The sequence below is a fragment of the Sphingobacterium kitahiroshimense genome (assembly GCF_025961315.1).
Taxonomy (GTDB): Bacteria; Bacteroidota; Bacteroidia; order Sphingobacteriales; family Sphingobacteriaceae; genus Sphingobacterium; species Sphingobacterium anhuiense.
Window position 1 is genome coordinate 334,041 of sequence record NZ_JAOQNK010000001.1, and the last position, 12,347, is coordinate 346,387.

Annotated in this window: 13 protein-coding genes; 3 read left to right on the plus strand and 10 right to left on the minus strand. The window is 33.3% G+C overall.

From position 1 onward, the window contains the following. Nucleotides 1-48 precede the first annotated feature (48 nt). From M2265_RS01450 to rocD, 5 genes are all read right to left on the minus strand, one after another. Nucleotides 49-2,586 carry an outer membrane beta-barrel family protein gene (locus M2265_RS01450; protein ID WP_132768386.1) on the minus strand — a complete coding sequence of 846 codons (2,538 nt, stop codon included), beginning with the start codon at nt 2,584-2,586 and terminating at the stop codon, nt 49-51. Nucleotides 2,587-2,751: 165 nt separating this feature from the next. Further along, the gene (locus M2265_RS01455) at nt 2,752-3,438 is read right to left on the minus strand and encodes a LytR/AlgR family response regulator transcription factor (RefSeq protein ID WP_021188335.1); all 687 of its coding nucleotides are present in this window, start codon (nt 3,436-3,438) and stop codon (nt 2,752-2,754) included. Continuing rightward, entirely contained in the window at nt 3,428-4,468 is a 1,041-nt protein-coding gene (locus M2265_RS01460) for a sensor histidine kinase (protein WP_132768384.1), read from the minus strand. Before M2265_RS01460 ends, M2265_RS01455 begins: the two co-directional genes overlap by 11 nt. Nucleotides 4,469-4,724: 256 nt before the next feature. Beyond that, nucleotides 4,725-5,693 (minus strand): arginase, encoded by a 969-nt coding sequence (locus M2265_RS01465; RefSeq protein ID WP_132768382.1) that lies wholly within the window; start codon nt 5,691-5,693, stop codon nt 4,725-4,727. Then, nucleotides 5,690-6,958: an ornithine--oxo-acid transaminase gene (rocD, locus tag M2265_RS01470; RefSeq protein WP_132768381.1), complete on the minus strand. Its 1,269-nt coding sequence runs from the start codon at nt 6,956-6,958 to the stop codon at nt 5,690-5,692. The genes M2265_RS01465 and rocD overlap by 4 nt, the downstream gene beginning before the upstream one ends. A 131-nt stretch (nt 6,959-7,089) precedes the next feature. Between rocD and M2265_RS01475 the strand changes: the two genes are divergently transcribed. From M2265_RS01475 to M2265_RS01485, 3 genes are all read left to right on the plus strand, one after another. Beyond that, nucleotides 7,090-7,542 (plus strand): Lrp/AsnC family transcriptional regulator, encoded by a 453-nt coding sequence (locus M2265_RS01475; RefSeq protein ID WP_132768379.1) that lies wholly within the window; start codon nt 7,090-7,092, stop codon nt 7,540-7,542. Between the two features lie 21 nt (nt 7,543-7,563). Then, the gene (locus M2265_RS01480; protein WP_132768377.1) at nt 7,564-8,061 is read left to right on the plus strand and encodes a GNAT family N-acetyltransferase; all 498 of its coding nucleotides are present in this window, start codon (nt 7,564-7,566) and stop codon (nt 8,059-8,061) included. A 65-nt stretch (nt 8,062-8,126) separates the two neighbouring features. Continuing rightward, on the plus strand, nt 8,127-8,657 hold the full coding sequence (locus M2265_RS01485; RefSeq protein ID WP_207902355.1) for a DUF1697 domain-containing protein: 531 nt from the start codon (nt 8,127-8,129) through the stop codon (nt 8,655-8,657). 696 nt (nt 8,658-9,353) lie between these two features. On the opposite strand, the gene M2265_RS01490 is transcribed toward M2265_RS01485, so the two are convergent. The 5 genes from M2265_RS01490 to M2265_RS01510 all read right to left on the minus strand — a co-directional run bounded on the left by M2265_RS01490 (nt 9,354) and on the right by M2265_RS01510 (nt 12,344). After that, nucleotides 9,354-9,800 (minus strand): DUF1572 family protein, encoded by a 447-nt coding sequence (locus tag M2265_RS01490; protein WP_021188340.1) that lies wholly within the window; start codon nt 9,798-9,800, stop codon nt 9,354-9,356. A gap of 79 nt (nt 9,801-9,879) precedes the next feature. Then, nucleotides 9,880-10,386: a 4'-phosphopantetheinyl transferase superfamily protein gene (locus M2265_RS01495; RefSeq protein ID WP_132768373.1), complete on the minus strand. Its 507-nt coding sequence runs from the start codon at nt 10,384-10,386 to the stop codon at nt 9,880-9,882. Further along, nucleotides 10,383-10,637: an acyl carrier protein gene (locus tag M2265_RS01500; RefSeq protein WP_132768371.1), complete on the minus strand. Its 255-nt coding sequence runs from the start codon at nt 10,635-10,637 to the stop codon at nt 10,383-10,385. Before M2265_RS01500 ends, M2265_RS01495 begins: the two co-directional genes overlap by 4 nt. 4 nt (nt 10,638-10,641) lie before the next feature. Further along, complete coding sequence (locus tag M2265_RS01505) at nt 10,642-11,913, minus strand: beta-ketoacyl-[acyl-carrier-protein] synthase family protein (RefSeq protein ID WP_132768369.1); 1,272 nt, start codon at nt 11,911-11,913, stop codon at nt 10,642-10,644. Further along, on the minus strand, nt 11,910-12,344 hold the full coding sequence (locus tag M2265_RS01510) for a 3-hydroxyacyl-ACP dehydratase FabZ family protein (RefSeq protein ID WP_132768367.1): 435 nt from the start codon (nt 12,342-12,344) through the stop codon (nt 11,910-11,912). The genes M2265_RS01505 and M2265_RS01510 overlap by 4 nt, the downstream gene beginning before the upstream one ends. Nucleotides 12,345-12,347 lie beyond the last annotated feature (3 nt).

A 12,347-nucleotide genomic window follows, 5' to 3' on the forward strand; every position in this document is an offset into this window, starting at 1 on the left:
TAGATTAAGATCTATATACACCCCTCTATTTGTTATTGTACGGGTAGATTACTGCATCTGCATTCCTTCCATCGAATTTTGATTTTTGTTTTTCTTAAACATATTCATATCCATTTTTCCAAAGCGATAAGATAAGTTCAATTTGATTAGTTGAGGATTTGAAAGTCGATAATAAGATTGTGTAAACCCTTCTCCTGAAGATACAATTGTATTACCTCGGCTTCTGAAAATATCATTCACAGCTAAAGTTACTGAGGCAGCTTGATTTTTTAAGAAACTCTTTTTGAGAGCTAGATCGACACCATAAAAAGGTTTGATGTATCCTTGGGATGAGCTTTGTGCTTGATTCATTGGAGGACCAAATGACTGACCTTGTGTGACAGGCATATTTGTTTTGCCTTGATATTCAAATGCGACTTGAAGATTCCAATTGTTTTTAACATTAAAGGTGTTGTTCAATTTTCCAAATACTGTCCACATTGCTTCAGACGGGGTACTGTCGTCAACTTCTATTTTTGAATTATAGAAATTAAGGTCTGCGGTTAAATCCCACCATTTTTTAAGATTATTGGTATATGTAAATTCTGCACCATAGTTTTTACTAGAATTGGCATTAATATAGGTATTTATAAAATCCATCTTGCCTGTTACTGGATTTAATTCCTGAGTCAAAAATCTGGTAATCAAATTATTGGTAGATTTATAATAAACTGAAGCTAAAAAAGTGCCTTTTCCATGTGTTCTACTATACGAAAGCTCGCCAGAAGTCGTGAATTCAGGAACAAGATCGGCATTACCTTTCGTAATATTTAAGCTGTCTGTATAATCGATAACAGGTATCGTTTGAAAAAAATTAGGACGATTCACGCGACGCGTGACACTCATCTGGATTTGATCTTTTTCGGTCAGTTTTTTACTTAAAAACACAGATGGAAATAGGCTTAATGGATAATTGTTCTTAAATTTTTCATTAGTATTTAAAAGTTCTCCATTATAAGTTGAGTTTTCAGCACGTAGACCTATTTTATAGGATACCCAATCTTTAAAATTTCCTCCGAGTGAAACGTAAGCGGCATAAACGCTATTTTTACTATCGTAATTAGCGGATGCTGAAGAAATATTTTTAAAGTCTTTTTCACCAATATCTTGTATTGAATTATCGTTGAGATTTTTTAATTTATTAATTTGGGCACGAAGACCGGTCTCCAATTTCATTCCATTTTTGAAAGGCTTAACATAGTCCGTTTGGATAGTAATAAATTTATTATTTCCAGAACCGATGTTCTGTTGTTTTTTTGTGCCTGTTATCTGGTTTATATCATTGAGATAATTTGTGGTGTAAAGACCGTTTGAATTATTATTACCTCCGAAATAATTAAAGTCAACAGTTAATTCCTCACCTTCTGTTTTAAATTTCTGCACTATTCCGGCCTGTAGACCTCTTGGTTTAAAGCTTCGTTCGGATTCCGAAATTCGATTGCTTAATGAGGTTTTTCCTCCAGATTGTGTTGATATTAGGGTTTCTTCATTTGGACGAAATTTCCCTTCAACCAAAACTCCGGCAATTGATAATGAAGTTCGTGGACTGAAATCATAATCTAAACCAAGTCTTCCAAAAGTGATCATACCTTTTGTTTTTCCTTCAATATCTTGATCTACAGTTGAATTTATGTTATTTATATTACTCGTTCTATGACTATCTCCTTCAGTATTCGTACGCATTCGCATATTCATTCCTGTAAATGACAGGTTTAATTTGTTTTGACGTGCATTGAGGCTTCCCATAAAATTAGTTCCGCCAAATCGATCTCCACCTAGGGTAACCATACCATTATATCCTGTTTTCTTATTTTTTTTAAGGATTATATTTAAAATTCCAGCCATACTTCCTGAGGCATCGTACTTTGCAGAAGGGTTTGTGATGATCTCTATTTTTTCGATGACATCTGCGGGGATCTGATCTGGTGAAAGTGTTGTAGGCTTTCCATCTACAAAAATGGTTGGTGCAGCATTTCTGAGCTTGACATTTCCATCGATATCTACTTGTACAGATGGCATATTACGAAGTACATCGATAGCAGTACCGCCAGTTGCTACGATGTTTTTTTCCACATTGAATACTTTTTTATCAATATCCATTTCCAATAAAGCCTTTCGACCTGTGACAGTTACTTCTGCAAGTTGTTGATTGTCATTTTTAAGTACAATAGTTCCTATATTTTTGTTTAAGACTTTTTTATCATCACTATGATCAACATTTAGCTCGAGCGTTGCGTAACCTATTGAGCTGATTTTTAATTTCCAATTATTGGTATTAGAAATAGCTGAAAAGTTAAAATTTCCATTTTCCAGCGAACTTGTACTTCTTATTAATATTTCTCTTTCCTGATTGTTTTTTTGATCTTTGATAACCTGAAAGAGATTAATCGAAGCCTTTGAAATAGGTTTTCCTTGACTGTCTATAATTTGACCAAAGATTGTACCTTCAGACTTATTTACGTTTGTAGGTGAGTTTTCAGCGGTATTTTGAGCATGCACAGTTGATATTGTAGTTGCTACAATAAGCGTTGATATATATCTTTTCATTATTCTTTTTTTATCGATTTGTTTATCCCTTTTTAATAGAGGTCTGATATATGACAAATTTGATAAGGATTTTTAATCTACACAATGATCTGTAGACAGACAGCGTAAATGTGTAGACGAATGAAGTTATTGAAACAAATGTTAGTATCGACAAGAGAATTTAATTTAGAAAATTTCGATATTTCCAACATATTTTTTGCCTACTGGCAGTGCAATCTCAGGAAGTGTTAATTTCGTTAGAGCGACGTGCTGAATTCTATTTTTGTTTACTATATATGAATTATGGATTCTTAAAAAATCTTTTACTGGCAGAATTTTTTCCATACCTCTTAGGTTACTACGGGTAAGAAGTGGAGCATTCCGATTTACCATATAGATTTTAACATAATCTTTTAATCCTTCTATGTAACTTATTTCATTGATAAATATTTTAATCTTTTTATACTCAACATTGACGACGATGTGATCTACTATATTATTTTGATTTGCTCGTAAAAGCATAATGTCTTCAACCTTTCGAATAGCGCTAGTCAATCTTTCTTTTGCAATTGGTTTCAATAGATAATCCACTGCATTCAATTCAAAACCCTCCACAGCATATTGATGATATGCCGTAGTGAATATAAATAAAGGTGGATTAGTAAGTTCGCGGATAAATTGTGTTCCTAATTTTTCCGGCATTTGTATATCCAAGAAAATCAGATCGACTTCATGATCTCTCAAGTAATCGACGACATCGATTGGCGAGTTAAACTTGTGCAGTATTTCAACCTTGTCAAAGCTTAATAAATCGTCTTCTAAGATGTTTAAAGCAAATGGTTCGTCGTCTATAAGTAAGCATTTAATTTTCATCGGTCATCAATTTGAGTAGTACCTGGAAATAACCGTCATCCGTTTTTGTAATGGAAAGATCATGACGATTTGGATATAACAGTTGCAAGCGACGCTGAACATTGGTTAATCCAATTCCTTCACTTGTTCGAAGTTCTGTATGCTGTAGTATTTTATTGCTGGACTTAAAAATTATACCGCCTGGAATCTGTGCGAATTGAAACTTGATTTCTGGACTGTTTTTACTGTCTACACCATATTTGAATGCATTCTCTACAAAATGAATAAATAGTAAAGGTGGTATCAATCTATTTTTTAGATTAGATTCAATTTCGAGATCCACATTTCCAGCTATCGGAAGACGGAGTGTTTGTAAGGCAATAAAATTCTGCATATGCTCGATTTCCTTAAAGAGCTCTACTTTTGCACCATCAACTTCATAGAGAATGTACCGCAATATTTCGGATAATTTGACGATCGTATCTTCAGAATCTGGTGATTGTTTACGGATCAACCAGCGGATGTTGTTAAGGGTGTTGAATAGGAAATGTGGACTGATCTGAAGTTTTAGAATTGTTAATTCTGCTTTTGTTTTCTCCAAAGCAATCTGCTTATTTAATTCTTTTTGCCTGGCCTGTTCCCCATATAGAAAAATCATGGATGAGGTAATTAAACAAAGTGAATATATAATTCCAGGACCGATCACTAGTCGTACGAAAAGTATATTTTCTTTTGTGAAATGTGCCAATTCTCCATTAGGATTAAAGTATACAATAGCATAGTTTAGCGCGACATAGGATAAAAAAGCACAAGCAATTAAAAGCACCAGAAACTTTCTGCGTGTAAAGAAGTATTTTGGTGCGACATAATAGCAGTGTAAATAAAAATTTGTTGCCAAAAATATTATATTGGCTAGATGAGATAGAGCAGAGTAGGGCTTAAACTCCGAAATCTTATCTGGTTGATAGAGATAGGTGATAAAGGGAAGTAACAATAAAATGGTCCAGATGACTATGTCTAAATAGAATTTTCTGAAAAATTTGCCGATCATAACATTTTTTTAGCCAATATATTTAAGGTATATAACAAATAGTAGATCAGTTTAAATTTATCTTACCATTTTATTTTGTATCTTAAATACTTATAGTAACAATGTTACAAATTTTTAATTAGAATGTTACATGCTGAATCATTGTATATTGGGTTAAATGGTTGCGAATTCTCTGCATAACAATAATTGAACAATTGAAATTAGAAACTAATAATTCTTATTTTCAATTGTTCAATTCCAAGAAATCATATCGAAATTATGATACTGATTTTAAAGTTTCAATAGATGCTGTCACTTGGTCTAAAATTTCGAACGCAACCTCTGCCATTCTATTCCCTTGACTGTCTAAAAGGGGATTTACCTCTACAAATTCTAAGCAAACCACTTTATTAGATGCAATAATTTCTTGAAGCAATGATGTTATTTCCGTTTGATTAAATCCTTTGGGTACTGGTGTACCAGTACCGTTAGAAATTAGCTCGCTGTCCATACTGTCAACGTCAAATGAAACATAAATATGGTCACATCCTTCCAATTGCTGAAGGGTGCTCTGAACACAGGATTTTATTCCCATATCACGTAATTGCTCTACTTGGTATTTTTTTATATTCAGTTCCGCAATTAGATTTTCTTCTGGTAATTCGGTATCGCGAACACCAAAGTAGAACAGGTGTTCTGCTATTATTTTAGCTTGGGAAGTTCCTATTGTTTTTAATTTATTCCAATATTGTTTGGTTTCTGCATCAACATTATTAATTTGATTTTCTAAATTGTCCGTCCCTAATACCGCCGCTAAAGGCATTCCATGTAAATTACCAGAAGGTGTGGTATAGGGTGAATGTAAATCAGCATGGGCATCTATCCATATTACTCCTAATGTTTTTTCTGGATATGCCGACTTTATACCACTAATGGTACCAATTGCAGATGAATGGTCTCCTGAAAAAACCAGGGGAAACTGTTCTTCTAGTAAGCTATCTTCAACAGCTATTGCCAATAATTTGCACTGCTGTAAGACCTGCTTTATTCTCTTACCAAATGGATTAACAAGCGGATCATAAACTGTGTTATTGCGCGTTTGTATATCTATAAAATTATAGTTATTGAAGTATTGACTTCCTTTATTAATTGCAGCAATTTCGATAGCGTCAATCCCTAGGTCGGAACCGCGGGTACCTGCTCCAATATCCGATCTATTTTTAATTAATTTAATCGATCTATTCATATTTTTTGTGCAAATTGATGAAGTGATTTTTCTATAATTGATAGACTTTCCGTAATTTGATCTTCTGTTATTACTAATGGGGGAGCTAATCTAATTTTATTACCGTGAGTAGGTTTGGCTAATAATCCATTTTCCTTAAATTTTAGACAAATTTCCCAAGCAGTATTATCTTCTTCTTTGCTATCTATTACAATTGCATTTAATAATCCTTTTCCTCTGACTTCTTTAATTATGGGACATCTTATCATCATTTCTTGAAGGCCTTCTCTGAATATTTTACCCATTTTTTCAGCATTTAATGCTAAATCCTCATCTATGATCACTTGAAGAGCTTCCATGGATACTGCACAGGCTAGGGGATTCCCACCATATGTTGAACCATGTTCTCCAGCTTTTATAGTCAGCATAATAGAATCGTCTGCTAGAACAGCAGAAACCGGAAGTACACCTCCAGAAAGTGCTTTTCCTAAAATTAAAACATCAGGCTTTGTATTTGAATTGGTATCTTTAATATCAAAAGAGGCTAGCATATTTCCTGTTCTTGCAATACCAGTTTGAATTTCATCGACTATAAATAATACGTTGTAGTCTTTGCAAAGTGCTTTTATACGAGAAAGATAATCATCACTTGGAACGATAATTCCAGCTTCGCCCTGAATGGGTTCAACAATAAACCCAGCAATGTTCGTATCATTTTTTAGTAATTCTTCAAATGCTTGAACGTCGTTATAAGGCACTTGTGTAACCCCATCTAAGAAAGGTCCAAAATCTTTTCTTGCCGAATCATCATTTGAAGCAGAAATTACGGATATTGTTCTACCATGGAAGTTACCACTTGCGAAGACTATTTTGGCTTGATTTGCAGGAAGCCCTTTAACTAAGTAAGCCCACTTACGGCATAACTTCATGGCTGTTTCTACGGCTTCAACACCGGAATTCATAATTAAAGCTTTATCATAACCAAACAGATTACAAAGATACTCTTCAAAATCACCTAATTTATCACTATAAAATGCTCTAGAAGTTAAGGTAAGCTTTTCAGCTTGTTGGGTTAAGGCTTTAATAATCCTTGGATGACAATGTCCTTGATTTACCGCTGAGTATGCCGAAAGAAAATCAAAGTATCGGTTTTCTTCAACATCCCAGACAAATACTCCTTTCCCTTTTGCTAAAACCACAGGTAAGGGATGATAATTGTGGGCACCATATTTATTTTCCTTTGCAATGAATGCATTGCTTTTTGCTAAATTTGTTAAGTCTGCCATATTATTTGTAATTGGAATTATGAAATAAATGTACGATATTTAATTTTAATAGCCTAATATGGATTTAAATTCACTCAATTAGTAGCTTATTAAATTTAATTTAACTCTAAACTTAATAATTAAAAATAACCATGAATCATTTGGATGATTTTGATATACAGATTTTGAAACAGCTCGAAGCAGACGGACGCATGGCGTATTCTGCTATAGCTACAGAGCTAGGAGTTTCCAATACAATGGTCCATCAGCGTATTACACGCCTTATGGATCAAGGTATTCTTACGGGAATTAAGCCTGTTTTGGACGAAAAAAAATTGGGTTACGATTGGGGAGCTTTTACTGGAATATCTCTTGAAAAAGATCATGATTCAAAAAGAATAATTGAGGAGCTTCATAAAATTCCTGAGGTAACAGAATGTTACTATATTACTGGAAACTATACGCTATATTTAAAGATCATCGCTAAAGATCATGAGCATATGAGACAATTATTGTATGAGAAAATAGACAGTATTGCAGGTATTGCCAAAACGGAGACTATTATCGAGCTGGGTTGTGCTTTTAGACGTAATATTGTTTTATAAATCACTTTATCATAGAAGATAATGAAAATAAACTTACAGAAGTATGGACCGGAAGATTTTAACTCTTTCAAAACACTTGTTTGTGAAGATGATTTAATGAAATATATTTCTGGAAATGGATTGAATGAAAATCAGGCTAGAGCAAAGTTCGATCGTATTCTTGAAATCAATAAGAAGGAACGTGAATTAGGATATTTTAAGGTTCTTACTGATGAAAATGAATTTGTGGGAGATTGCAAGTTGGAGCGATATAAGCATGATGAGAGCATTCTTGAAATAGGTTATATTATAAAAAAGAATTTTTGGAGAAATGGAATAGGATCTTTAATCTGTCGAAAATTACTAGATGTAGCGCATAATTTATATCCTGATTTAGCGGTTATTGGAATTATTGATCCAGAAAATATGGCTTCTAAAAAATTACTTGAAAAATTTGGATTTGAAAGTTATTTTATTGGGATTGAAGACGATTTACCAACTGAGAAATTAATATTGAAGAAATTGCAAGTTGATGAATGAGTCCTATTTGTAAATAAACGTATAATGATGTATCGTATGTATTTTGACTTAATTTTTTAAGAATTATGAAGTACTGTGCTTTTCTGAGGGGTGTAAATGTCAAAGGAACCAACATGAAGATGACTGATGTATGTCAGGTTTTTAGGGATGCAGGAATGCAGAATGTTAGGTCCATAATCGCATCTGGTAATATTGTTTTTTCATCACATAAAAACGAGATCGAATTAAAGTTAATTTTGGAAAAGTCCATGTCAGCTTATTTTTCTTACGACGCTGTTTTATTTATAAAGTCGGAGCGTGATACGGTATTATATTGGGAAAGTGTTCCTTTTGAAAAGACTACGGATTTTCATATCTATGCATTTGTCGGAGATACTGGAATAGAAACAGTTTTAATGGCTGAATTTCAGTACGCGACACAAAATACCAATGAGAGCGCAGAAATAGTTAATCATATTTTCTACTGGCAGGTCCCTAAAGGAAACACGCTTGATTCAGCATTTGGAAAGATTTTGGGTAAAAAGACACTTAGAGATCAATTTACAAGTAGAAATATTAATACTTTTGAAAAGGTTCTAAAGAAGATGAATTCGTAATGTGGTTAAGAACTATTTGAAAGGAAATCCCTTGTAATGGCCTTATAAGTTATAATAATAACAGTATGACTTACAAAGTTAATAGAAAAGAGATTATTAACTTTATTTTAAAGAATAGTAGTCAATTTTTATATATTTCAGACTTAAACACATTCCGGTAAAAACAATTATTCCTCCAATAATCTAATACGATAAATTACTGCGTTTTTTATTTGTAAGCTTTACTGAAACATTTTTATGCAAAACAATAATTATTTTTTAATAGATAGCTTCTTTGGTCTCATTTTTGCTATTAAACAACCTGCGCATTTACAGTGTTTAGAAGGAGCGTAATTAGACCTCGTTTTAAATTATATTAAGAATGTTGGATTATGATGGGATTGATCTGGAAATTGAAATAAATCTACCTTTATTTACATAAATAGTAAAGCCATTCTTTTTAAGAATGGCTTTTTTTAATATCCTAAAATTACCCTAATTTGATAATATTAATCAAGTTGTCATATTCATCTGCCTCTCCCAAACTTTTACAAGTCATTAGAATCAAACCTATTGTGACTAAAAGTATCCAACTTAACCTTGCAGGAAAATAATCAGCAACAGTTAGCCGGATTTTTATTTTTGGTCTTTCTGTTATTAAATTGCTAATTTTTATTTGGGATTTTTGATATTGAAATTCAACTTATTTAATTTTTTTTAGCTTTCGATTAAACGTCTATGATAATTTATTTGTCCGAGATGATAAGCGAGATGGGTTGTCAGGTGAATTAAAAAAAACTCGGTTGAAGTCTTTTTTGAAAACACTAAAATGGGATATTCGCTATCTAATTCTTCATCTGCTATTTGGCTTAGTGCAAGTCTAATGGTTTCAATTGTATCTTCTATTTTCGTAATTAGATCTTTTCTCGGAACATTTTTTTCTAAAAATTCAAGATCTCTATTTCTTACATAGTTAGTTTTCCCGATCTCTTTACCTATATAAGTGTTTAAGTTACCAATTAAATGGAGGGTTAAATTTCCCGCTGAATTCAAGATCTTTTTCTCAATCCGCCAAATATTGGATTCATTTTCATAAAGTTCTATTTCAGTTATTAATTTTTTCAGATCTCTTTCAAAAAGGGATACTAATGTATTCGTGAGCATATTTAATTATCATTAAAGTTTTTCCTTGTCTAAAAATGGTTTCAGCAACTTTCGCAATTAAACTGATCCTGATTTAGAATTATTTACTTTTAATTGTCACTGTCTTTTCAAAGCGACCATGGTTGCTATTTGAAGCTGCTTTATATTGATTTGAGTTTGTAATACATAACCAAGGTATTCCATTTATATCTTTTAGCATTTCTTTTTTGTCTATTTCCACTACGAGATCTAGATCTTCTAAGTCATTAGCAGCAATAGTATGGATAAAATCATCAGCTAAAAAAGTTCTTGTATGATAGATATTTCCACTATAAAATACTTGACCAGTTGCACTAAAACAGGTTTGTGATAATATTTTACAAATCAGTTTCTTAGGAATGAATTCTCTTTTTTTTGTCTGTCTATTTAGGATTTTGTACGCAGCTTCTTTCATGCTCCACATCAGCCATACTATAATTTCTGGATCAGAACTATTGGCTATAAAGCACTGTTCTTCTTCTGTAAATAGTTTTTCCAGAAACCCATGTCGTTTCCAATTACTTTCTTGACGGGATTTCTGTATATCTATGATATCATTACCAATCACTTCTGCGCTAATTTGATTTCTATAATTTCGACGGCTGTTCTCACGTTTAACATACGTTCCATATCAGCATTATCGATGACAACATCAAATATTTGTTCAATATCGAGTACAATATCTACCAGATTTGCAGAATTGATGTTAAGATCATTAATAAAATCGGTGTCTTCATTTAGGTTTTCGTATGCTTCTAAATTCGTGGTATAAGGTTTTATAATTTCCTTTAACTTACCTATCAACATTTCTTTATTCATAAGATTAAATTTCAAATTTTTTAAATATTACACAAGCATTCACATCACCAAATCCAAAGCTAGCTTTGGCTATTACATTTAAATTAATGTTAAAAGATTTTGTCGGTATTTTTGAGGCATCAATATGAGTTGCTATTTCTGGATGTAGATCATCGCAATTTGTATTTCCAAATAAAAACCCATGATAAAGTTGCAGAACTGTAGCTACACTTTCAATGCTTCCTGAAGCACTGAGGCAATGTCCTATCAAACTCTTTAATGAATTGACGTAGGGAAAATCAATATGACTTCTGCCCAATGCCTTTGTCCAGTTCTCTATTTCAATACTATCTTTAGCAGTTGCTGTAAGATGACCATTGATTGCGTCAATATCATTTGCTGAAATAGCTGCGTTTTTGAGAGCATCAATAATGCATCTTTGAACAGCTTTGCTATTTGGAGCAGTCATCGTACCATTTCCCCGCTGTCCCCCACAGTTTACACTACCACCTAGAATTTCTGCATAAATATTTGCCCCTCGTTTTAGCGCACTTTCCAAGTCCTCAATAATTAGTGCTCCTGCACCGGATGCAGGTACAAATCCTGCTGCTGTTGCACTCATAGGACGGGAGCCTGCCTCAGGATTGTCATTATATTTAGAACTGCAAACTCTTAAAGCATCAAATCCAGCCCAAATGTAGGGGCCGCTATCTGAAGTGCTGCCGGCTAATATGCGTTTTGCTTTTCCTGATCTTATACGCTCATAGGCCATTATTATTGCTTCGGTCCCTGTTGCGCATGCCGAAGAATTCGTGGTTACCTGATTTCCTAGTCCTAATTTTCCGCCCAGATATGCGCTTATACCACTATTCATAGTTTGAGCAACAACACTGCTACCAAGTTTACGCGTCTGTAAATCATCAATTTTATAGATACTTTCGCGCAATTTATCAATGCCTGATGTTCCTGATCCAAATATAGTTCCACTGTCCCAATCAGGCTCATTATTATTTTCTATCGGAAGTCCGGCATTTTTCCAAGCTTCAACACCTGCAATGACGCCATATAGTATTCCGCTACTGTTAAAACCTCTAAGTTCAAGATCGGTAAAATACGCTGACTTTATTTCATCTGTAATTTGGGGTTTTCCTGCGATCTGACAAGAAAACTGCAATTGCTGTAATTGTTCATCCTGGCGTATTCCAGATATACCATTTTTAATAGCATCGGTAAAAGCAGGTACGCCAACTCCATTTGGAGCAACGACCCCTAATCCCGTTATTACAACTCGGTTCATAGCTCAGTGGTTAACATTCCTGAAAATATACCTTGACTAACAATCTGTTCGGCTTCGTTTTTCATACTGATGTTACACTTGAGTTTGCCGAATCTAAAATATATTTTTTGAGAAATTACAGTAACTTTTTCATTTGGATATACAGGTTTTAAAAATTGCATTTCGACAGATGTAAATGCAATTGAAGTATTTTTTAGCTCATTATTAAGAAGGTAAATGCCGAGACAAACAAGACCTATCTGCGCCATAGTTTCTGTTAAAATCACTCCAGGAGTAACCGGTTTTTCTTTAAAATGTCCCTTATAGAAATCTAGATTTTCATCGAAGGTATATGTACCCATACTTCCATTTTCATCAATATGAAGCAGCTCATCGACAAATAAAAATGGTTTAGTATAGGGTAATTTTGCTATAATATCTTTTACGTTCATTGT

Excerpts from the sequence above, each read along its gene's own strand:
- M2265_RS01450 (WP_132768386.1), bottom strand. The coding sequence starts at position 2,586 with ATGAAAAGATATATATCAACGCTTATTGTAGCAACTACAATATCAACT.
- M2265_RS01455 (WP_021188335.1), bottom strand. The coding sequence starts at position 3,438 with ATGAAAATTAAATGCTTACTTATAGACGACGAACCATTTGCTTTAAAC.
- M2265_RS01460 (WP_132768384.1), bottom strand. The coding sequence starts at position 4,468 with ATGATCGGCAAATTTTTCAGAAAATTCTATTTAGACATAGTCATCTGG.
- M2265_RS01465 (WP_132768382.1), bottom strand. The coding sequence starts at position 5,693 with ATGAATAGATCGATTAAATTAATTAAAAATAGATCGGATATTGGAGCA.
- rocD (WP_132768381.1), bottom strand. The coding sequence starts at position 6,958 with ATGGCAGACTTAACAAATTTAGCAAAAAGCAATGCATTCATTGCAAAG.
- M2265_RS01475 (WP_132768379.1), top strand. The coding sequence starts at position 7,090 with ATGAATCATTTGGATGATTTTGATATACAGATTTTGAAACAGCTCGAA.
- M2265_RS01480 (WP_132768377.1), top strand. The coding sequence starts at position 7,564 with ATGAAAATAAACTTACAGAAGTATGGACCGGAAGATTTTAACTCTTTC.
- M2265_RS01485 (WP_207902355.1), top strand. The coding sequence starts at position 8,127 with ATGAAGTACTGTGCTTTTCTGAGGGGTGTAAATGTCAAAGGAACCAAC.
- M2265_RS01490 (WP_021188340.1), bottom strand. The coding sequence starts at position 9,800 with ATGCTCACGAATACATTAGTATCCCTTTTTGAAAGAGATCTGAAAAAA.
- M2265_RS01500 (WP_132768371.1), bottom strand. The coding sequence starts at position 10,637 with ATGAATAAAGAAATGTTGATAGGTAAGTTAAAGGAAATTATAAAACCT.
- M2265_RS01505 (WP_132768369.1), bottom strand. The coding sequence starts at position 11,913 with ATGAACCGAGTTGTAATAACGGGATTAGGGGTCGTTGCTCCAAATGGA.
- M2265_RS01510 (WP_132768367.1), bottom strand. The coding sequence starts at position 12,344 with ATGAACGTAAAAGATATTATAGCAAAATTACCCTATACTAAACCATTT.